This window comes from Acidithiobacillus ferrivorans (genome assembly GCF_016250455.1).
GTDB classification, from domain to species: Bacteria; Pseudomonadota; Gammaproteobacteria; order Acidithiobacillales; family Acidithiobacillaceae; genus Acidithiobacillus; species Acidithiobacillus ferrivorans.
This window is the reverse complement of sequence record NZ_CP059488.1, coordinates 2274705-2295633: the sequence shown is the minus strand read 5'-3', so window position 1 is coordinate 2295633 and position 20929 is coordinate 2274705. Positions and strand designations below refer to the sequence as shown.

Genomic DNA, 20929 nt, shown 5'->3' with positions numbered 1-20929 from the left:
TGTCGTCCTTACAGTTGCAGCAGCACAGCAGTATCCTGCTGTTGCATTTTGATGGTCTGTGTATTGGCTTGATATGCCTGCTGTGCGACGAGCATTGCCACTAACTGTGAAGAAAGCCCGACGTTGGAGGACTCCACCGCACCAGACTGAATGGCACCGAGACCTGCCGTACCTGGAGCATTGACCAATGGGTTCCCCGCAGCGGCTGTGGCTTGCCACAGGTTGCCACTCGTCGGAGACAATCCTTGCAAGTTCGCAAAATTTGCCAGAGCCACTTGCCCTACCGCACGGCTTTGCCCATTGGTGAAATTCGCATCCACTGCGCCGCTTTTCTGAATGGAGATGGAAGAGTAGGTGCCGGGCGCATAGCCATTGATCGTCTCCGAAGTCACGGCGAAAGGGGAGTTCGTGAGCGTGGAACCAGAGAGACTGACATTGATGCTGCTGCCTGACGAGCCATTGCCCCACGAGGCCACGTTGATGGTGCCGGAAGCCCCGGAAACCAGCGTTCCACTGTTGTTGAAGCTTAGCGTTGTCAACGATCCTGAGGAAACTGGATTGCCATTGCTATTGTTGGCGGCGTAATAAACATCCCAGTTGTTCGGCTGGTTCGCTCCACCCGTACCGCTGGCATTAACGAAGTATAGGGTGACATTCTGTGCCGTTCCTAGGCTGTCATATACCTGCGTGGTGGTAGAGCTATTGTAACTGTTTGGATTTGACATGCTAAAGGGGGTCGTCGCCGTATTGATAGCGGGATCGGTGGCGTTGAGGTTGGCTATCAACCCCGCTTGCGTGGTCGCTTGGGGGAGCATCGCGGAATTGTTGATCTTGAGATTGCCTAACACTGTGGCGAATTTGCCAGGAGCTCCCGATACCGGCTGATATCCCTGTAAAAGCAGTCCGGCATTATTCGTTAAATAACCACCGGAGCTGATCTGAAACTGCCCATTGCGGCTGTAATCATTGGTACCATTGTTGTTCAAAATGAAAAAACCACCGCCGTTGATGGCCATATCCAACGGATTGCCGGTAGTGGTCACATTGCCCTGGGTAAAACTTTGGGAAAGCGTGACCGTTGAAACCCCGATACCCGGGGTCGTATTATTACCGGCCGCGCCGGCAATAGATGCGGCATATAGGTCGCCAAATTGGGCGTTGGAGCTTTTGAAGCCCACGGTATTCACGTTCGCAATGTTGTTGCCAATGGTGTTGAGATCGGTTTGTGCGGCATTTAGGCCGCTAACTGCCGTGTTGTAACCCATGTCTTGTGCTCCTTAGCAATAGGCTGATCAGGCGACAGTCGTTGCAGCCTGACCGGAAGTGGATGAACCAGAAGTGCTTGTTGCTGCTGCAGTGCCAAGTTGCGAAATTTGGTTGCTGATCTGTTGCAGAATGCCATCGGCCTGTGTCATACCGTTAGCCGTCGTGAACCCAGCGATCTCCTGCGCCAACTGGTTATTGCTGACTGGCTGCGAAGGGTTCTGGTTCTGCAATTGGGTCACCAATAATGTGAGGAAGTCCGATTCAGTCATGGTTTGTCCAGAAATATTGCCAGAGGCCGTCCCGCTACTGGATGCCGTTGTACTACCGGCTACCAGGCTGGAGGCTACGGATTGAGAAACTGGTTGTGAGGAAGCAAGAACGGAACTGATGGACATAATTTTCTCCTGATACTTAGAGCGAAAGGGTTTTAATGGCGACGGTTTTCAGGACATTGGCGGCCGTGACGTTGTCTTGATAGGCACGCGAGGCGGAGAGCATGTTCACCATGCTTTCGATGGGATTGACATTCGATGACTGGACATATCCCTCTGGGTTGGCGAGTGGATTTCCGGGTTCATAGAGTAAGCGAAGGGGCGCATTGCTCTGCACAACACCTGCGGTGCGCACCGTATCGAGTTGCATACCATTGGAGGACGTCCTCAGCGGCTGTGCTGCAAAGACGACTTCGCGGGCACGGTAGGGAGTTCCTGTGCTAGATGTCACACTGTTTGCATTAGCGAGGTTGCTGACTGTCGTGGCCAACCGCATGGATTGGGCAGACATGCCATCGCCGGCGATAGTGAGGGCGCTGATTAAAGACATGTGAGCTCCTTAATAAACAGAAGAGGTATTGATAGCGTTGGTCATCGATTGGATGGCTCCCGATGCAAACTGTTCGTCGGCCTCACTTGCCAAAGCTGTCTGTGTGATCTGCATCATTACTTGCTGTGCTGAGACGGAGTTGCCATTCAAGCCGACCGGCGAGCCCCGTTCATACTGCGTATAACGTAGAGTGTTGCCAACACCGTTTCCGGGCTTCTGAAGAGCGGCCGCGAAGGCAGCACGAAAGTTCAGATTCTTCGCCTTGTAATCTGGTGTTGATGCATTAGCAAGATTACTGGTCAGCACTTCCAGTTGTGCATTGCGCAAGGACATGGCCTTACCAAAAAACGTGATATTTGCAAGCATGGCGCCTCCTGAGAGCTCGCCAAATCATGCAATAGCTATGCCATGTAATAACTTATTGATCGCAATTAAATTTATAGATATTTAGATGCTTGTTGCGAGTCTGGATAACACCTCGGTGCCCCAAGTTTGACGGCTCTGTTTTTCGTGCGGCAGTATGTCACCCATCTCCAGGCATGGCATGCTGTGGTGCCGGTCGGAAAATACGCACAGACTCATTTCGTGGTATCCAGCATCATCGCTACAGTCGCCCTCTGAGAAATCTCAGAGGGCGACGCAGAACTTATTCGACGACCACCGTATTGACAGCATCGTGCAGGTTAGAGATATTTTTATCGATCAAGCCGCAAGCGTTCTTCAGGGACCTAACTGATCGCCGACGCTCTGTATATGGAATATTCAGCGACTGCACGCGAGTGAACAGAGTGGTTCGCGGAACTCCCAGCAGCCTGGCGGCTTCCGACATATTCCCATTAGCGCGTTGCATAGCCTGCGCTATATATGTGCGCTCAATCTGGCGCAATATGTCCGGCAAACTGAAATTGTCATCTGAAATTTTTGGTTGAGGTACTGAGAATCCCAATTTTTCTGCGGGTGTTGATTTGTCAGAGTACTGATTGTCGGCATAATCAGTGCGTAACGAATCCACCAAAGGATGACATAAATAGCTAGGAAGGTCTTCTGGTACAATCTGTCCGGAGTACCCGTTTAACCGCTGCACGGCTAAGCGCTCCACCAGATTTTGCAATTCCCGTACATTCCCCGGCCAAAAATAGCGCATCAGAATATCGAGTGCAGCGTCAGCAATTGTTAATGATGGATACCCCTTGGTGCGCAATCGATCGGCAAAATAATTAACGAATAAGGGAATATCTGAAGCCCTTTCGCGTAATGGCGGAAGTTCTATTGGGTAGATATTCAAGCGATAATACAAATCTTCGCGGAAGCGCCGAGTGATTACTTCCTGCCGCAGATTCCGATGCGTGGCAGTAAGAATGCGAACATCGATATCTACTGGATCTCTCCCGCCGACTCGATCAATTTGTTTTTCCTGTAGAACTCTCAAGAGTTTGGCCTGTAATGGTAATGGCATATCTCCTATTTCATCTAGAAGAATTGTACCCCCATCGGCCTGTTCAAATTTTCCCGTTGTTCTCGACAATGCCCCAGTGAAAGCGCCTTTTTCATAGCCAAAAAGCACTGACTCAAGCAGGTCAGATGGTATTGCAGCACAGTTGATTGCGATAAAAGGCTTCCCAGCCCGATCAGATTGCTCATGAAGCGCACGCGCCACCACTTCCTTCCCGGTGCCAGTTTCGCCGGTTAGCAAGACCGATATAGAAGAGGGTGCCCTCGAAAGAGCGTTCAACGCATTGAGTATAACTTTCCAGGCTGACGATTCACCGATGACGGACGCTAGACGATTTTTTTCGGAGCGTAATGGACGAGCACTGACCATAAAAATTTTTTCCTGGATATGATAGAGTTAGGTTATGTTACAAGCTTTTCTCAGTCGTCAAACGGACGAGTTTTATAATCTACGCACGCATTGAGCAAATGCATAGGCAACTTGGGTTCCCAGAAACAGCGATTTAAGGAGGCGGATAATTTCGTGAGGGTTCTTGTAGGCATTTCGTCGATGACTCCGTGGAATAAGATAGATGGGACAGAAAGCACGAACTGTCAAGGTGTGGTAACACGAATCCCGTGGCTGAGTTTGGCAGACAATCGAAGACTGTCCGTTATTTTTCTCCTGCGGGACGATGGATTTCTGATAAGTCGTTGTTCGTATTTCACCCTATCCATCATGCGCGCCATCTTATGGATCACCCAGATTTTCGGTCAAGGGTGTTTGCCGGCATGGGCACGGTAACGGACGAATGGCGCCTGTGTGCCGTAGTACTAGACAGTAGGGTACTTCGCGTCGTGGCGGAGGTGGCCGCGCTCCGTTTTGCAGGTGGTATGGTGCGTAACCCAGCAGGTTGGCCACCCCCGAGCGCCCCCTGGATTACCACAACGCGGGTGTGGACAGCGTTTGCGTCCATCTGCTGGATGATGCGCCCCCGAGGATTAGCTGCGGGGCATGCGGACTTAGCCATTTATGCGGCCAAAGCAGCGAGGATGGACCAGTTTCAATGGGTTGAATAGCCTATGGATCAACCTCAAAAAGACCAAATTGGGAGTATCAGGATGACGGGAGATGCACTGAATCAGGAGCGATTGCTGCTTCACTACCAGCCCGTGGTGGATATTGCCAAAGGGCCCGTGGCGGTGGAGGCATTGCTCCGTCTAAACCACTCGGAGCGCGGACTATTGCCTCCTGCGGCCTTTGCCAGCGCCCTAGATGCGCCGCGCCTAGCGCGACGCATCGGTTGTTTCGTGCTGGAGTCGGCACTAACGCAAGCAGAAACCTGGCATCGGCAGGGCCTGCCTCTGCGCGTTTCGGTGAATGTGAGCACTTACCATTTATTGGATCAGGAGTTTCTATCCGATCTGCAGATGGCTTTGGATGCGCATACCGACCTGCCCGCATCCGCGGTTGAAATTGAGATCACCGAAACCGCACCGTTACTCGATTTTGCCAAGGCACAAAAAACTCTGTTGGCCTGCAACCGATTGGGAGTGCGGATCGCGCTGGACGATTTTGGCACGGGGAATGCTTCCTTGACCTATTTGCAGAAGTTGCCTGCGCAAACCATCAAAATCGATCAGAGTTTTGTCCGAAACATCCTTCACGATCCCAAAGATCATGCGATCGTGGCCGGAGTAGTAACTAGTGCGAACTTGCTGGGACTGCTGGTGGTGGCAGAAGGGGTGGAAACAACTGAGCATGCCGCTCTGCTTACCCAGCTGCAATGCCACTGTTTGCAGGGCTACGCCATAGCGAGACCCATGGCGCCGAAGTTGATTCCAGGCTGGGTGACGCAGTATAACGTCCAGTCGTACCATGGTAGGCGTAGCCTACCCCCTCTCCGTTTGTGCGATTTGCATTTGTAAAGTGAAGATATTTTCCTCCTGGAGACCACAATACGTCGAATCCCGCCACCAATTCCGCAAGCTGTTACTCTCATAAATCGCCTCATGACGGTGTATTATGCCCATTGAATTTCCCAAAATATCCGCTTCCAAAGGCACACAGGAACTCATTGTCCGGCAGGCTATTCTCGGCCGCCAGGGTGAAGTTGTTGGCTATGAACTTTTTGTCAGAGACGAAGACGATGGACCATTGACCGACCCCTTCCTCTCCTCGGCCAGAGTAATGTTCAAAACCTTTAGTGTATTTAATGTAGAACAATTATTGGGCGGGAAGCCGGCCTTCATAAATTTCAATAATAGTTATTTTGATGAAGAAAGTCTGGCGCTATTTCCACCAAAACAGATCATTCCTGCGTTTACTATTACCGAAGCGCCCAGCCATGATTTCATTGAGAAGTTGATGAATTTGCAGAAGCGCGGCTTTCGCTTGGCTTTGGATCGTTTTGAGGGTGTGGCGTGGCAAATGGCACTACTGAAACTCATGGATTTCGTCAAGGTCGACACTAACACTAATGAGCCTGCGGCATGGGAGGCGTGGATAAACATGGTCCGCAAGGCCAACCTGGCCAGCACGCCGGCACTCATTGCTACGCGCGTAGAAACCCAAGCCATAGCGCGGCGCTGTTTTGAAATAGGCGTTGATTATAGCCAGGGTTATTATTTTATGCGCCCCGAGATTGTCGCGGGGAGAACACTTACCGAAAATCAGCGCACAATTTTTAACTTGTTGAATCTTCTTGCAGAAGAAAATCCGTTAAGTGATATCGAAGAAACCTTTCGTAAGGACCCAAGTTTATCTTATCAGCTCCTCCGCTACCTGAATTCAGCAGGTTTGACCCGCGGCCAGGAAATCGATAGCATCCGCCGCGCACTTATTCTGCTCGGTCGTCAACCTTTACAGCGTTGGCTGACCCTCTTGCTCTTTGCCAGCCAGGGTGGGCACAAAAGCCCGTTGCTGGTGATTGCGGCGACCCGCGCCCGCCTCGCTGAAATGTTACGCGAACGTTCAACGCTACTGGAATCCCATCCCCTCGCGCTGCACCGGTCTTTCCTGGTTGGTATGCTGTCGTTGCTGAATGCTTGTCTGGAACAACCGATGGCTGGGCTATTGGATGAGTTGCGGCTGTGCCCAGAAATGCGTGCGGCCATAATGGAGCATCAAGGCGAAGACGGCATCCTGCTCCAAGTCATTGAGGCTGCAGAGCGCGGTGATATTGATGTGGTGCGCGACCGCGCTGCATCCCTGGGCTTCACCATCGCCGACATCACTCGTATGTCTCTGGAATCTATGGCTTGGGCCACCAGCCTGGAATAACTGCTTTAGGAATGATTCTGTCCAACTATCTACCTGTTTAGGTGCTATATTGAATTCATCAAGCATGCTTTGTCGCCGTTAAATAAACGATTCGCTCGTTGTCGAGGATCGTCTTGGATTCTACTGCTGGGCGTATCACAGACTCAAACAAATTCTGTTCGTCCACGCTGAATGATTGTTCCATGACCTGTTGCGGTGACGGAGCAAGTGGGTGCGGTGAACGGCCAATGAACTCATCCCAAGAGTTTATTAACGATCTATACACATCGATGTGCAATTCTAGGTGGGCCTCATGAAATCCAGCTTCTTGTACCATGCGCAGCAGGTCGCGCTCGGAAAAGTTGCAGAATGACGCATGTTCCATCTGATCTTTGTCGCTGGGAAATTGCGCTGATTTCAATCGGTAAATCAGATTAATAAGGTTGTTATGTGCTGTTTTAGGATTGGATTCAATGACTGCACGCAGAGCGCCAACAGCGAGAGCCTCATCCTGAAATACTGGCTCTGCAAAAGATATTTTTGCACCCGGTTTGAGTACCCGCCAAAACTCGCTCAGTGCAGCTGGTTTGTTGTGAACATATGCGAGCGCTGAGCGGGTGGCAACAACATCAACACTTTGGTCTGCGATAGCTGAAAGATTTTCAGCAGAAGCAATAAAAAATGTACACTGTTCACGTACATTTTCGCGGATACATTTTTCCTCCGCAGTCTTTAGCAGGCGTGCAGAAATGTCCGTGAAGATGACGCGCAGTGTGGGGCCTGCGCGTTTTATTCCACGCAAGCCCAGAAATCCGTCTCCGCAACCGACATCCACAAGTGTCATCCCCGGCTGCAACTGTGCAGCATCGAGCACGCGGTCCGCATAACGCTCAACTTCAGCCATGATGCGCTGCTTGAATTCAAGGCTGCCAGCATTGCGCCGATGCAGAATCCAGTCAGCCCAAAGATCATATTCCTCATTGTCGGCACTTATTTCAGATATATACATGATCCTCGCCAGTTGGCCAGTCTAAATATGATTGATGCTGGTGCCAAGGTGCCCCTGCAGCAGGCTGATCTCGCTGCATCAAGATATGGTTTGTAGTTTCTTTGTCCAGTATGATGTGAATTATCTTTCCGTGCAACGTTTCATGGTGAAATCGTTATTCATGATAGATGCTTTTGAATGGAAAATAATTCAGGTGCTAAGGTAAAGGCTTTACTTGATTGGCACGATGATTCCACTGCGCGAAGCAAGCTCATGGGTAACGTGGCCAAGTTGAAACGGCGGTTGAAGCGATAGGTCATGGTGGAGAGATATCATTGCGTATATTTCCGAAACTTTAAGGCATGATAAGCACCGGAAAGACCTATTTTTAGGTGTGTCACGAACGCAGGCGTAAGCCTGTGATGCTGTATCGAAGATGGGAGTAGGCCCCCCGAAATCTGCCTGCAGGGGCTGGCTTCAAACCGCCCGGTGCCGCTGCGTTCAAAAGGCGTGGTGGTGAGCGACCGTGGAAAAGGCGCCGATAACGGCGTCAGGTAGGTATTGAGAAGATGAGCGAAAGCAAACCGTTCGAAGACGCATCGTTAAGCAGTCAAATGCTGTCAAAACCGAGATCGCCCAGTAGTCTCGGGACCAATCTGGAGGGCACCTGTTTACTGTCCAGATGGCAGCCGGTGTATAGGCGGCATGATCTCAATACAGGTTTTGATATGGAACGTGAGAACCTCGCCTCTGATGCCAAGGGAAATGACAAGCGGTTACCACCGCGAGGAAGAATACCGATGCAGAGGCCGAGGGGCGGAGTCATTCGTAGTAGTGATGAAATTCTTGTAATGAGAATGGAGCGAAGGGATGGCGTTGTCCAGCTGGCGACGGTCACCAACTTGGTTAGACAAGGATGCGTGGCATGAGCACAGCAAAGTCGTACAACATTTCCAAACAGGCAGTTTGTGACCGTCGAGGGTATCCAAGTGTCGCGTGAAAGTGGTTCACTGCCGCACGGAGAGGCAGGCACATGAGGTCATGACAGCAATCGAGACACGCTTGGCAGCATGCTTGTTGAGCATGCACCCGGATAAGTCGAAGATTGTTTATTGCAAGGACAGTAACCGTAAAGCGGCGTACCCTACGACGCAGTTTACGTTTCTGGGATTCACCTTCCGACCACGGGAGGCATAACGCCATCCTACATGGGTGGTGGAACTACTACGGGGCTTTCTACAAAACGGTTATGCGTAAGGTCTCAATCATTTTGATCAGAAGCTCCAGCGCTGGGCTCGTCGGAAATACAAAGCATTGGCGGGGCATAAGCGCCGCAGTGCTGACTGGCTCAACCGGATGAGGAAAGCATGCCCATCGTTGTTTGTGCACTGGCACGTTTATGGAAATGATAGCCGACTGGACAACGGGAGCCGTATGAGTTGAGAGACTCACGTACGGTTCTGCGAGAGGCTGAGGGTGAAACTCCTACGGCCTACTTACCATTGCCCAGTATGGTGTTGACTCACCCGAACTGGGGCAAATCCCGGGGTTTGTGGCCACCGGTGATAATCATTGACTTGATGTTTCACGGCTCAGTGCCCCAAAACCGATAGTTGTAGAAAAGGCCACCTCAAAGAAATGGCCTAACTTGTTGATTTATTGATTGGTCGGGGCGATAGGATTCGAACCTACGACATCCTGCTCCCAAAGCACCAAGCCAAAATCTCCTAACCACCTATTTAGTATAAATAAATAAGATATTATTTGTTTCTACAAATCGGCAAGAGATTGAGCGTAACTCATTGTATGGTAAGCCTGACATAAAGACGTTGTAGAATGCCAAAACGCCCATCTACTTTCTCCTATCCTCGTCACAGACTGCCTTCGGTCCCATCCAAGATAGGCGATGTTCTGACCGTGACCGATGATGATATGGGGCCACGGATTGCGTTGCGCTATGGTGAACCCATGGGTCCACCATAGCGTATGATGCCGGGTCTGATGCGCTGTTCCGCCTTTCCGTACTCGGGCCACTGATCAGCAGACCCTGCGGAAGTATTCCATTCCCTTTCAGGTGAACCAAACGTGGCAGACTTTGCGTTTCTGTACTAGCTAACAGGTACAATGCTCTGCCCCAGAAATGGAATCGAGTCGCATATCCCTTATGCAAGAGTGTCGCCATTTTTGCCCATGCTAACTTGGCTCAACCGCGTCTGGCTGCTGTTTTTGGTTGTCGTGTTGGCGGTCGGAGGATGGTTGGGGTATGCGGATTGGCAGCAAATCCACCACCAGTATGGCACCAATCTATTGGCGATGGCCGCCGCTGTTGCCGATGGCACTCACCTTTTTCTAAATGATGCACACAACTCCATGCTGATGCTGGGAAACGAGGTCGATCGAGAAGGGGTAAACCATCCCATCACCACCCGTGAAGCCCTCGAAAAGTATCTGGTATTAGAACATAATTTTGCTGCCATCGGTGTTCGGTCATGGCAAGGGTCCCCGGTCGCCGCCGGCGCCGATAAGGGCTTGCTGGATGCGCTACTTTCTCCATCTGGAAGGGGCGTGCAACCTCTTCTCAAAATCAATACGGAACAACACCGCATCCTCGATCGTTGTTGGCATTCTCCTGGATTTTGTATGGGGCCACCGATACAAACCACGTCCATGCACACACGAGAAGGCGCAGCGTGGATGGTGCCTCTGTTTCTGCAGACGCAGATACTTGATCATGGCGTGTCCAAGCCTCTACGGATGGTAGTGCTATTGCCTTTGCAGAATGGGCAGTTGCCTTTTTGGGCGGCTCTACCGTTGCCGCAACATGGTTCTATATTTCTCTTGCGCAACGGGGGCGTTCTGGAAAGCCGTTATCCACCGCCGACCAAGACCTCTTTTGGCATTCGGCAAAATGGTATCGCCGCACAATCCATATTTGCGCATCAAGGTGCACAATCTGATGTGTACTACGGTTTGGCCACGGTCGTTAACCAGTGGCGATTGGGCGCATGGTACCGCGTGGCCGGTTACCCGCTTGTGGCCGGAGCGGGCTTGCCGCGTTCTGTCCTGGTGGCTGACTGGTGGAACCGTATGACCGGGCCACTGGCAGCCATACTCACTCTTCTGCTGCTTTCGGCCGTGGGTTACCTGACAGTCCGGCGTATGGCTCGGGAAAGAATACAGGAAAAAGCCGCTGCGGAGTCATTACTCTGGGAAGCCAAGGAACGGGCGGAAGTTACCCTGCACTCCATCGGTGATGCGGTGGTCACCACAGATGTCTCCGGACGGGTGACAAGCATTAATCCCGTTGCCGAGTCCCTGATGGGTTATTCGCGTACTGAAATGTTGGGGAAACCACTGGATACGGTTTTTAAGATTGTCCGGGAAGGAGACCATGCCCCGGCGGTGAATCCCGTTCAACGGGTATTGCAGGAAGGCAAAATTATCGGACTGGCCAATCACACCATACTTATTACCGCACAGGGAGAAGAGCGCGCCATAGAAGATTCAGCCGCCCCTATCCGTGCACGAGATGGCACCCTTCTGGGTGTCGTGCTGGTTTTTCATGATGTGACGGAGAAACGTCAACTCACGGCAGATCTCGCCTATCAGGCCACCCATGACCTGCTCACCGGTTTACCGAATCGTGCCTTGTTTTTGGATCGCCTGCAACAGGCGGTTCGCGCGGTTACTCGACAGGAAACCCTTCTGCTAGTGGGCATCCTGGACCTGGACGGGTTCAAGCAGGTGAATGACCGCCTGGGTCACGATATGGGGGATATTCTTCTGCGAGAAGTGGCGCGCCGAACGCGGGAGGCATTACGGACGGTGGATACGATAGCCCGACTTGGTGGCGACGAATTTGGTCTGGTGCTTCCCGAAATCCATCATATGGAAGGGGCGCAACACCTGGCGAATTGTCTGCTCCAGGCGATTGCCGAACCGATGCTTTTGGATGGAAACAGCGTAACCATTTCGGGCAGCTTAGGATTCACCGTCATCCCTTGGGATGACGGTGATCAACGGAGTGTGTTGCGACATGCCGATATGGCACTTTATGCCGCCAAGAATGGCGGGCGTAACCAGTACCAATTCTATGAAAAAACCATGGATACCCAACAGGAACAACTCATGGAGGAGATTACGATGACCCAGGAGGCACTCGAAGAGCAGCGGCTGATAATGTACTACCAGCCGGTGGTGTCGACCAACGACGGGCCGACACCCGGCCAAGGGGTTGCGCCCTGCCAGGGAGTGATCGGCTTTGAAGCCTTGATCCGTATGGTGCACCCGCAGCGCGGGATTCTCGCCCCTGCTGCATTTGCGAATGCCCTGGATCATCCGCGTCTGGCACGGCGCATTGGCTGTTTTGTACTTGATGCCGTGCTCACTCAGGGAGAACAGTGGCATCGCGATGGGCTTCCTTTACGGATGTCTATGAACATCAGTGCCCGCCATCTACTGGATCCCGAGTTTCTAAATGATATGCGTGCTGCCCTGGCAGCGCATCCTGACCTCGCACCTGAGATGTGCGAGATCGAAGTCACAGAAACTGCCCCCATGCTGGATTTCCCCACGGCGCAGGAGACCCTGCGAGCCTGCAATAACTTGGGTCTGCGCATTGCTTTGGATGACTTTGGCACCGGTAGTGCCTCCCTGAGCTACCTGCAGAAACTGCCAGCCCAAACGATCAAGGTGGATCAGAGCTTCGTGCGGGATATCCTCAATGATCCGCGGGACTTCGCTATTGTTGCCGGTGTTACAACGACGGCCAATATGCTGGGTCTCGAAGTGGTCGCGGAGGGAGTGGAAACCATCGGCCATTTACAGCTGCTGAAGACACTGGATTGTCATGCCATGCAGGGCTATCTCTTCTCTAAACCCATGCCTGCTGGTGAGGTGCCAGGCTGGGTTAAGTCATTCAATATACTTAATTATGACAATGAGTTACCAGCACCACCACCCCCTACCACAAATGCATGGGGTTCTGACGGATATAACAACTGATGGTTTCCTCGTCGCTCATCGGCTACGCGTCTTCCAGTGTGTCGGAGCTCTGCAGGGAAAGGGGCCCATGCCTGACCGTATCCTGGGCCCTAACGATGAATGCCACTGTCATTTAGGCCTTTGGCTGGAACGGCAAAAGACCAAGTATTCCATTCCGTCAAAAATTGATTGCTTACATCACGAGCTCCATCAGATGCTTCGTGACGCGCATTCACTATCACTGAACAGCGAAGATGCGGATTCCATTGGGCGGCGGCTAATGGCCCTTAATGAACAGTTGATGGCGCAGTTGTATCAGTGGATCCGCGATAGGGGATAATGCATTTCCGGAATTCCAGTTGCTCCGTGCCTCAAAAAGCCAATAAGTAAATTGAAAACCTTGTGTTGCCTTCCATCTTCGACTAAAAGTCGCATTAATGTCGTTGGCCAAAGGAGGAACATCCCATGCACAAACAGGAATTGGTAGCCCAGGTCGCCAAGACAGCAGCGGTTTCACAGCAGAAAGCTGCTGTAGTCATCGATGCCGTTATTCACGCAGTAACGAACGCCATGGCCGCTGGCGAAAGCGTTAGCCTGGTTGGTTTTGGCACATTTTCCGTGTCGGAACGTCCTGCGCGTCTGGGGCTCAATCCGTCGACCGGCGCGACGATCAACATTTCTGCGCGGAAAAGTCCGTCGTTCAAGGCTGGGAAGGTTCTCAAGGACGCGGTTAAGGGATGAGTTCCCCGGTGACGACTGCGGCGTTGCAAAAGTCTGAGGGACTGCACCCCGGCATGGGGCTGCACCCCGCTAAAGGGTCCGCTTTCGTGTCGCTGGAAGATCCTGCGACACCTCGAACGGTGACCAAACAGGAGTTGACAGATCACCTGGTGGACACGATGGAATTGACCGGTAAAGAGAGTAAGAGGTTGGTGGAATCATTTTTCAACACCATTCGCGCCACGTTGGCCGCAGGAGAAGAGGTGAAGCTGCATGGCTTCGGCAATTTCACGCTCCACGATAAACGCGCTCGACCCGGACGCAATCCCCAGACTGGTGAGGTGGTTCCGATCGCTGCAAGGCGGGTAGTGACGTTCCGGGCGAGCCCATTGCTCAAGGAGGCGTGTCTTGCAGGCGGCAACCGCGCCGCTGTGGACGAACAGGGATAACATTCGGTCAGGAATAGTGGACGGAAACCAAGATCTGATCGTGATGATGGAATTCCATCAAGAGAGACATTCCGTGAATATTCCGCCGTTTCTGCTTTCAGCCACTCACACGGCATTGCCCATCATCCATCGGTATGGGTTGTGGGTCATATCCGGAGCGATCTTCCTCGACAGTTTCGGGGTAATATTCATGCTTGGGGAATCCATACTGGTGGCGGCGGGTTTTCTAGCCAGATATGGCGCACTCTCCATCTGGCTGCCGATTCCGATGACCGTTATCGCCGCTACTCTGGGCAATTATGGGGCTTATGGCCTTGGCAGCCGGTTCAGCCATCTTATCCCGCTGCGCTGGGGCCGATGGATTGGAATTACCGCGCCGCGCCTGGAGAAGACGGCTTGTTTTTTCAAGCGGCACAGTCCCGTGGCAGTCATGCTGGGGCGCTTCATTGTTCCCTTGCGCAATTGCAGGGTTATGTGGCAGACAGTGCCAAGATGGGTTTTTGGCGCTTCGCATGGCGGCGCTTACTGGGTGCCATGGCTTGGGTCCTTGTATGCGGCGCGGTGGCTGGTGGGTAGCGGGATATTTACTTCTGGAGTAAGGAAAAAGGGTCACCTGGATCCGATCGAATCCAATCTTCCGGAAAGTGCTGTATAATGAGATTCCTGCAACTCACCGGCCATGCGCATGCCCGATAACTCCATAGCGGTAGCCGTGCCCCGTTCCATACAATCGTTTCTCCTCCTGGCCCCTGGAGAATGGCGAGATCTCTTTTCCAGTCGTCACCATCCCCGCCTTTTCCAGCGCGAACGGGCACGTTTCATCCTCTCCCGTGTCCGTATCATTGCCGCCCTGCTGGCCATTCTCGCCCCATTCCGACTCGCTGTAGATGATTTTCTGCTCCCCCATCATCTGTTCATCCTCCTCGATAGCGGACGGATCATCGTGGCCGTGGCATTTGCCATATTGGCCTTTTTTTGCAGGTGCCGTCCGACACAGCGACACGCCCGGTTGGCTATGGTCATGCTCTTTCTGATTCCCGCACTCTTCTTTCTCTTCGCACATGTCTTACTTGCCCATACCCAGCTTAATGGCGCGGCAGAATATTTCGACGGGTATACGTACCTACTCTTTATACTCATGGCAAGTATAGGGGTATTTCCTATGGCCCTGCTGGAAACTTTGACCTTCACCCTTTCCCTGCTTACGGTTTTTGCACTTCCCTTATGGTTGCGGGAGAATTCTCGAATCCTACCGGAACTCATTGATCTGGCGCTGGTAGCCGGCGTTGCTGCCCTGGCCTCCATGAGCCAGCTTCAAAGCATGAAAAGACTCTTCGTGCAATCTTCTACGGACCCCCTGACCGGATTGTTTAACCGGCGCGCTGGCGAAGATCTGTTAGCCCTGCTGTTTGCTCAGGCCGAGCGCCATCCCCACTCACTCTCTATCGCCATGCTGGATGTGGATAACTTCAAGGGCGTCAATGACAACTGGGGACACGAGACGGGAGATCGGGTACTTCAGGAAATTGCACAACTGCTGCAATCCGGGGTACGGATGGGGGATGCCGTGATACGGTGGGGCGGTGAAGAGTTCGTGGTGGTGATGCCTTATGCGAATTCCGGGCAGGCCCAGGCGCGCCTGCAGGTCATTCTTGCCGGACACACCGTGCAGAAGCCGGACGGGCAACCCGTAGGGATGAGCGGGGGCATTGCCGAATTACAAGCCGAAAGTGGCAAAAACTGGAGCGATCTGGTCAAACTGGCCGACAACCATATGTACCAGGTTAAACTCAATGGAAAGGGCCGAATCGTCACGGAATAGTGATCTGTATGCGCCTTGATAAAGTATATATGCGAGTAGATGAGCAGGGATAACGTTCTATCATCTCTGATCATCGTGATCGGTACCGACTCATCATGGAGTAGAACGTATGGCCATGCCTTGCAGGCCGCAAGCCAAACAGGCGTACAGCCACCTGCTTCAGATGGAACTTGAAGATGTTACGCCCACGATTTGGCGTCAGGTGGCGATGTCCGTATATATGGCTGCCGCAGCCTCCTTACGCTATTATCGCTTGAATCGTTACCTGGCTGAAACGATCCTACGACTGCGGCGTGGCCCCCTGTTAGCAGTTGGTACATTAGCAGTGACAACTTCGGCAAAACCAATACAGCCAGGCCAGTGGTTACGTTATATACTGAAGCTCATGCATATCTAAACTAGAGTAATTCAGAAAAAACTTAACTTATTTGAAAAGGAGCTCTATCCTTCTGAATGAACTCCATATTCTCGACAGAAAATAAAATACTGGCAGGCTTTAGCCTGGCCGTTTTAGCGCTTGTCACGGTGGGGGCGCTGGCCTTTCGCACTGCGACTGGCTATGTCCGGGCCTCTTATGGGGTGGAGCATACCCAGACGGTACTACAGAGCCTTGACCGCTGTTGGTCGCTGATCAATGAGGCAGAAACTGCGCAGCGCGGCTATCTCCTTACCGGCAATTCTTACTATCTCCAGGAACGTCAGGCTGCAATCCAGCGCTTTCAGGCGACACTGGATGATTTGCCGAACAAAGTGACGGACAATCCACTCGAAGAGCATCGGGCGGTAGCGCTACGGCAGCAGTCACAAAGACGCTTGCAGATTCTTGATGATGTTCTTCACGCTTACGAAAAACAGGGTCTTCCTGCGGCCCGGGTGATGCTCCGTGCGGGCGAAGGGATCGCCGATATGGCAGCGGTGCATGATCTGGTCGAGAAGATGCATGCGACCGAAAGCGGTCTGCTCAGGAAACGCACCGAGGCGGCCCAAGAGGCGGGCGAGGCAACGTTATGGGCCATCGGAATTACGATTGTCTTGCTGATTGCACTGCTTACCGGGCTCTTTTGGCAAATTAGAAAAGAGGGGCGTGAGCGTCGCGAAGCGCAAAGAGGGCTGGAAGAATCTCTGTGCATTGAACGCAGTCAAGGACAAATTCTTGCCCTCTTTAGTGGTTCCAGTTTTGAGTTAACGGAGATCCTTCAACAAGTTCTGAGCATCCTGGCGGAGAACCATTCCTTCCCGGTCTCTGCATTTTATCGCTATGACGAGTGGCAAGGCCACTTTGTTCTGGCCGCACACCGGGGTACCGATAGACGACTGGCAAGCAGTTTTCAGCGCGGAGAGGGTGTTCTGGGCGAAGCGGCTGTGTCAGACCATCTGCACTGCTTGAGACAACCCGATGACAGCTCTGGGTTTCTGGTGGACACAGGGGTCTGTCAGATTCGACCTGCAGAAATCGCCATGGTGCCGATCCGTTATCAGGAGCAGCGATTTGGGGTGCTGGTGGTGGCCTCGCTACAAGCACTAAGCGAGAGGAAGACCGCCTTCCTGGAAAAGCTTTCCCTAGAGATGGGCGCTGCCCTCAACCACATCGCGCAGAAAGAAAACCAGCAAATCATGGCCGTTGAGTTGCGCAAACAAAGCGAAGCATTGCTGGAAAGGAATCAGTTGTTGCGCATGGCAGACCAAGCTAAGTCCGATTTTCTGGCCAACATGTCCCATGAGTTGCGTACCCCCCTCAATGCCATTATTGGTTTTTCCGAGTTGTTGAAGGATGGCGTCATGGGTGATCTTAGCCCTGAACAAAAAGATGCGACTAAGGATATTTTTGAAAGCGGCCGGCATCTCCTCTCTCTCATCAACGATATCCTAGACCTCTCTAAAGTGGAGGCGGGCATGATGAAGCTGGAGTTGGAAACGGCGAACCTCCACGATTTGCTCCAGGGTTCTTTGGGCATTGTCCGGGAAAAGGCAGCCGCCCACCAGATTCGGCTCAACCTCGAAGTGGAACCAGACTTTCCTCCCGTTTACCTGGATGCGCGCAAGGCCAAGCAGATTCTGTACAATCTACTGTCCAACGCCGTGAAATTTACTCCCGACGGAGGTCAGGTAACGCTCTGCGGGCATAGCAGAAACGATTTGTCCGACCCTGAATATGCCGCCTATCCCGACTGGTTGGAAATCAGTGTGGCCGATACGGGCATCGGTATCGCGAAAAAAGATCAGGAACGGCTTTTTAAGCCCTTTGTCCAGGCTGACAGTGGTTTGGATCGCCGCTATGAAGGTACTGGTCTCGGTCTTTCCCTCGTCAAACGTCTGGCAGAACTGCACGGTGGGCGAGTGACCATGGAAAGTACGCTTGGGGAGGGATCCACCTTTCATGTCTGGCTTCCCTGGCGAGAGGAGGTCGTTTTTGCAGAGGCGGATCCCGAGAAGGTGGTTTTTGCCTCCGAAACAAATCGCTCTGCTTTGGTGGTAGAGCATGACGACGCCACCGCGACCCTTCTGCAAGGTTACTTGAGGGACGACGGATTTCGCGTGCGCCTGGCTCGCGATCCTGTTAGCGCTTTAGATATGGCACGTGAAGAGCGCCCAGATCTCATTATTCTGGAGATGAATCCGCCAGGAAGGGACGGCTGGGATTTTTTAGCGGCCCAACACCGGGATGATCGGCTGGCTACCATCCCGGTGGTAATTACCAGTATGGATTCAGAGCAGGGTTCAGGCTTCTTCCTCGGGAGTGTTCAAATCCTGCAGAAACCCATTGAAATGGAACGTCTGGAAAAAATCCTACAAAAACTCGGTGTTGTGGTGACGAGACAGAATCGCCCCGTGATCCTGGTGGTTGATGACGATGCGCGGGCGGTGGCGATCATTAATCGCCAGTTGAGCAATGGCGGTTACGAGGTCGTCAGTGCCTATGGCGGGCGGGATGCCGTTACCATGGCAGAACATCTTCATCCCGATCTTATCCTGCTGGATTTGATGATGCCGGAATTCAACGGCTTCGACGTCGTGGACGCGCTGCAGAGAAACCCAAGCATGGCGGCCATCCCTGTTTTAGTTTTGACGGCTAAAATAATTACGCCAGAGGATCGCCGTCGCCTGAATGGGCATATCCTGAAAATCATGGAGAAGGCTGGTTTCAGGCGCGATCAATTCCTCGGAGAGGTGCGCCGCGCACTGAGCACTGCCCATTCTCGCCAAGGGGAAGGAATTGCCTAAGCGGATTTTGATCATTGAAGACAATATAACTAACTACAAGCTTGCAGGTATTGTCTTGCGCAAGGCCGGTTATGAGGTTCTGCATGCCGGCGATGCAGAGCAGGGTCTTGCCATCGCTCGTGCCGAGTACCCCGACCTCGTTCTCATGGACATTCATCTGCCGGGCATGGATGGACTTACAGCAATCCGCATCCTGAAGGAAGATCCCGCGACGCGGGGGATCCCTATCCTGGCCCTGACGGCCTTGGCTATGAAAGGGGATGAGGAAAGCATTTTTGCTGCTGGCTGTGATGCCTATCTGAGTAAGCCGATAGGTCATCAGACGCTTATAGAGGTTGTGGGCCGTTTTCTTTAGTGCAGGAGGAAGCCGATGCCTGAACAGCGTTCAACGATCTTGGTAGTGGATGATGAAGGGAGTAGCCGTCGTCTGCTCACGGCTTTATTGCAGAATGATGGTTATGAGACGCTGGCGGCATCCAGCGCTCAGGAGGCGTTAGAGCAGCTTCAGGATCGCCGACCGGATTTGATACTCACCGACGGTATGATGCCTCAGATCAGTGGGTTCGAACTGGCTGCGCGGCTCAAGGCGGACTCCCGCTATGCTAACTTACCCATCATCGTCGTCACGGCCCTCGATGACCGCGAAACGCGTTTGCGCGCCTTGGAGGCAGGCGTGGATGATTTCCTCGGTAAGCCGATAGATCGAGCGGAGTTACGCGTGCGGATACGCAATATTCTACGGCTCAAGGAATATAGCGATCGCATCCAGCGGAATAATGAAACTTTAGAAATCACCGTCCGGCAGCGCACGACCCAGCTGCACGATAGCTATTTGCAGACGATCCATGTTCTTCTTCGCGCTGCTGAGAAAAAGGACGAAGAAACCGGCGCCCATATTCAGCGCATCGCCTATTACTGTAAGGAATTGGCACAACAACTGGGCATGGGGAAAGATTTTGTGGACCTCATTTTTGTGGCGAGCCCTATGCACGATGTAGGAAAGATCGGGATTCCCGATCATATTCTGCTGAAACCCGGTCCTTTGGATGCTGCTGAATGGGTCATTATGCGTACGCACACCACACTCGGCGCCAATATTATTGGTCAACACAACGTCTCACCAGAATTACAGATGGGATGGGAAATCGCTCTGGGCCATCACGAGCGATGGGACGGAAGTGGCTATCCTTTCGGCAGAAAAGGCGACGAGATCCCGCTACCAGCGAGGATGATGGTATTGGCGGACATTTATGATGCCTTACGAAGTCGGCGTCCTTATAAGGAACCGCTGGATCATGAAAGAGCGGTGGACATTATCTTAAAAGGAGATGGACGAGTTAAGCCGGAGCATTTCGATCCTGATATTTTGGCGGTGTTTCCTCGCGCAGCCTCCATTTTTGCAGAGTGTTACGCCGCATTAACTGATTGTGACATTTCTAATGTGTAACCCGTGAGTGCGGTCAATGCATACCGCGTGAAAAACCGATGGTCACGTGCAGAAAAGCCGGACAGTCAACCCATAGGGATGCGCGCGGGCATTGCCGAACAAGCCGAAAGTGGCAAAAACTGGAGCGACTTGGTCAAACTGGCTGACAACCGTATGTACTAGGTCAAAATCAATGGAAAGGGCTGAATCGTCACGGAATAGCCGCTTGCTGCTGCCCTTTGGCTTGCAACGTATGAAGCGCGCAATCATTCGGTGGAGGAGTAAAGCTCGTCACTGAGCCTTACGGCATCGCCTTCGGCGTCTGCCCGCCGGAGGACAGTGGCGGAGCACCGGGTTATCGGGACTTTCTTGATTTATTGCGTGAAGACCCGAAAAGCGAAGATGTTCAATCCTTCCTGCAGTGGGCAGGAGAAGACTTCGACCCCGGCCCGTTCGACCGGCATGCAGCCAATGCCGCGCTGCTGAGGGTGGTATGGAATCGGTGGGGATAATGAAAGCAGTCACCTATTTAATAAGG

19 protein-coding genes are annotated in these 20929 nt (G+C 52.6%); 13 read left to right on the top strand and 6 right to left on the bottom strand.

Going from position 1 to position 20929, the window contains the following annotated elements; genetic code table 11:
* Positions 1 to 8: 8 nt before the first annotated feature.
* From flgE to H2515_RS11455, 5 genes are all read right to left on the bottom strand, one after another.
* Positions 9 to 1265: a flagellar hook protein FlgE gene (gene flgE / locus H2515_RS11475; protein ID WP_198660196.1), complete on the bottom strand. Its 1257-nt coding sequence runs from the start codon at positions 1263 to 1265 to the stop codon at positions 9 to 11.
* 27 nt (positions 1266 to 1292) lie between these two features.
* Positions 1293 to 1661: a flagellar hook capping FlgD N-terminal domain-containing protein gene (locus H2515_RS11470; RefSeq protein WP_051984873.1), complete on the bottom strand. Its 369-nt coding sequence runs from the start codon at positions 1659 to 1661 to the stop codon at positions 1293 to 1295.
* A 16-nt stretch (positions 1662 to 1677) separates the two neighbouring features.
* Positions 1678 to 2088, bottom strand: a complete 411-nt coding sequence (flgC, locus tag H2515_RS11465; protein WP_035194065.1) for a flagellar basal body rod protein FlgC — start codon at positions 2086 to 2088, stop codon at positions 1678 to 1680.
* 9 nt (positions 2089 to 2097) lie between these two features.
* Entirely contained in the window at positions 2098 to 2454 is a 357-nt protein-coding gene (locus tag H2515_RS11460) for a flagellar basal body rod protein FlgB (RefSeq protein WP_065413809.1), read from the bottom strand.
* 280 nt (positions 2455 to 2734) lie between these two features.
* Complete coding sequence (locus tag H2515_RS11455) at positions 2735 to 3910, bottom strand: sigma-54 interaction domain-containing protein (protein WP_051984874.1); 1176 nt, start codon at positions 3908 to 3910, stop codon at positions 2735 to 2737.
* A 731-nt stretch (positions 3911 to 4641) separates the two neighbouring features.
* Here H2515_RS11455 and H2515_RS11450 point away from each other — a divergent pair.
* Entirely contained in the window at positions 4642 to 5448 is an 807-nt protein-coding gene (locus H2515_RS11450; RefSeq protein ID WP_232821372.1) for an EAL domain-containing protein, read from the top strand.
* Between the two features lie 229 nt (positions 5449 to 5677).
* On the top strand, positions 5678 to 6802 hold the full coding sequence (locus tag H2515_RS11445; protein WP_232821370.1) for an EAL and HDOD domain-containing protein: 1125 nt from the start codon (positions 5678 to 5680) through the stop codon (positions 6800 to 6802).
* 58 nt (positions 6803 to 6860) lie between these two features.
* Here the strand turns inward: H2515_RS11445 and H2515_RS11440 are convergent, their stop codons facing one another.
* Positions 6861 to 7790, bottom strand: a complete 930-nt coding sequence (locus H2515_RS11440; RefSeq protein ID WP_198660194.1) for a class I SAM-dependent methyltransferase — start codon at positions 7788 to 7790, stop codon at positions 6861 to 6863.
* A 2169-nt stretch (positions 7791 to 9959) separates the two neighbouring features.
* Between H2515_RS11440 and H2515_RS11435 the strand changes: the two genes are divergently transcribed.
* The 11 genes from H2515_RS11435 to H2515_RS11385 all read left to right on the top strand — a co-directional run bounded on the left by H2515_RS11435 (position 9960) and on the right by H2515_RS11385 (position 20903).
* A complete protein-coding gene (locus tag H2515_RS11435; RefSeq protein ID WP_232821629.1) occupies positions 9960 to 12773 on the top strand; it encodes a putative bifunctional diguanylate cyclase/phosphodiesterase in 2814 nt (937 codons plus the stop codon).
* A gap of 67 nt (positions 12774 to 12840) precedes the next feature.
* The gene (locus H2515_RS11430) at positions 12841 to 13092 is read left to right on the top strand and encodes a hypothetical protein (RefSeq protein WP_198660193.1); all 252 of its coding nucleotides are present in this window, start codon (positions 12841 to 12843) and stop codon (positions 13090 to 13092) included.
* A 125-nt stretch (positions 13093 to 13217) separates the two neighbouring features.
* Positions 13218 to 13493: an HU family DNA-binding protein gene (locus tag H2515_RS11425; protein ID WP_198660192.1), complete on the top strand. Its 276-nt coding sequence runs from the start codon at positions 13218 to 13220 to the stop codon at positions 13491 to 13493.
* Positions 13490 to 13921: an integration host factor subunit alpha gene (locus H2515_RS11420; protein ID WP_408626787.1), complete on the top strand. Its 432-nt coding sequence runs from the start codon at positions 13490 to 13492 to the stop codon at positions 13919 to 13921. The genes H2515_RS11425 and H2515_RS11420 overlap by 4 nt, the downstream gene beginning before the upstream one ends.
* A 73-nt stretch (positions 13922 to 13994) precedes the next feature.
* Entirely contained in the window at positions 13995 to 14576 is a 582-nt protein-coding gene (locus H2515_RS11415) for a DedA family protein (protein WP_198660191.1), read from the top strand.
* A gap of 30 nt (positions 14577 to 14606) precedes the next feature.
* Entirely contained in the window at positions 14607 to 15743 is a 1137-nt protein-coding gene (locus H2515_RS11410; RefSeq protein ID WP_232821368.1) for a GGDEF domain-containing protein, read from the top strand.
* 453 nt (positions 15744 to 16196) lie between these two features.
* A complete protein-coding gene (locus H2515_RS11405; protein ID WP_198660189.1) occupies positions 16197 to 18965 on the top strand; it encodes a response regulator in 2769 nt (922 codons plus the stop codon).
* Complete coding sequence (locus H2515_RS11400; RefSeq protein ID WP_035193798.1) at positions 18958 to 19320, top strand: response regulator; 363 nt, start codon at positions 18958 to 18960, stop codon at positions 19318 to 19320. Before H2515_RS11405 ends, H2515_RS11400 begins: the two co-directional genes overlap by 8 nt.
* A gap of 15 nt (positions 19321 to 19335) precedes the next feature.
* Complete coding sequence (locus tag H2515_RS11395) at positions 19336 to 20412, top strand: HD-GYP domain-containing protein (RefSeq protein ID WP_035193796.1); 1077 nt, start codon at positions 19336 to 19338, stop codon at positions 20410 to 20412.
* Positions 20413 to 20415: 3 nt separating this feature from the next.
* A complete protein-coding gene (locus tag H2515_RS11390; protein ID WP_156103915.1) occupies positions 20416 to 20574 on the top strand; it encodes a nucleotidyl cyclase domain-containing protein in 159 nt (52 codons plus the stop codon).
* A gap of 125 nt (positions 20575 to 20699) precedes the next feature.
* The gene (locus H2515_RS11385; protein WP_269319622.1) at positions 20700 to 20903 is read left to right on the top strand and encodes an IS1096 element passenger TnpR family protein; all 204 of its coding nucleotides are present in this window, start codon (positions 20700 to 20702) and stop codon (positions 20901 to 20903) included.
* Positions 20904 to 20929: the final 26 nt, after the last annotated feature.

Bases quoted from the DNA above. Each gene is read 5' to 3' on its own strand.
- flgE (WP_198660196.1), bottom strand. From the start codon at position 1,265: ATGGGTTACAACACGGCAGTTAGCGGCCTAAATGCCGCACAAACCGAT.
- H2515_RS11470 (WP_051984873.1), bottom strand. From the start codon at position 1,661: ATGTCCATCAGTTCCGTTCTTGCTTCCTCACAACCAGTTTCTCAATCC.
- flgC (WP_035194065.1), bottom strand. From the start codon at position 2,088: ATGTCTTTAATCAGCGCCCTCACTATCGCCGGCGATGGCATGTCTGCC.
- H2515_RS11460 (WP_065413809.1), bottom strand. From the start codon at position 2,454: ATGCTTGCAAATATCACGTTTTTTGGTAAGGCCATGTCCTTGCGCAAT.
- H2515_RS11455 (WP_051984874.1), bottom strand. From the start codon at position 3,910: ATGGTCAGTGCTCGTCCATTACGCTCCGAAAAAAATCGTCTAGCGTCC.
- H2515_RS11450 (WP_232821372.1), top strand. From the start codon at position 4,642: ATGACGGGAGATGCACTGAATCAGGAGCGATTGCTGCTTCACTACCAG.
- H2515_RS11440 (WP_198660194.1), bottom strand. From the start codon at position 7,790: ATGTATATATCTGAAATAAGTGCCGACAATGAGGAATATGATCTTTGG.
- H2515_RS11435 (WP_232821629.1), top strand. From the start codon at position 9,960: ATGCTAACTTGGCTCAACCGCGTCTGGCTGCTGTTTTTGGTTGTCGTG.
- H2515_RS11430 (WP_198660193.1), top strand. From the start codon at position 12,841: ATGCCTGACCGTATCCTGGGCCCTAACGATGAATGCCACTGTCATTTA.
- H2515_RS11425 (WP_198660192.1), top strand. From the start codon at position 13,218: ATGCACAAACAGGAATTGGTAGCCCAGGTCGCCAAGACAGCAGCGGTT.
- H2515_RS11420 (WP_408626787.1), top strand. From the start codon at position 13,490: ATGAGTTCCCCGGTGACGACTGCGGCGTTGCAAAAGTCTGAGGGACTG.
- H2515_RS11410 (WP_232821368.1), top strand. From the start codon at position 14,607: ATGCCCGATAACTCCATAGCGGTAGCCGTGCCCCGTTCCATACAATCG.
- H2515_RS11405 (WP_198660189.1), top strand. From the start codon at position 16,197: ATGAACTCCATATTCTCGACAGAAAATAAAATACTGGCAGGCTTTAGC.
- H2515_RS11395 (WP_035193796.1), top strand. From the start codon at position 19,336: ATGCCTGAACAGCGTTCAACGATCTTGGTAGTGGATGATGAAGGGAGT.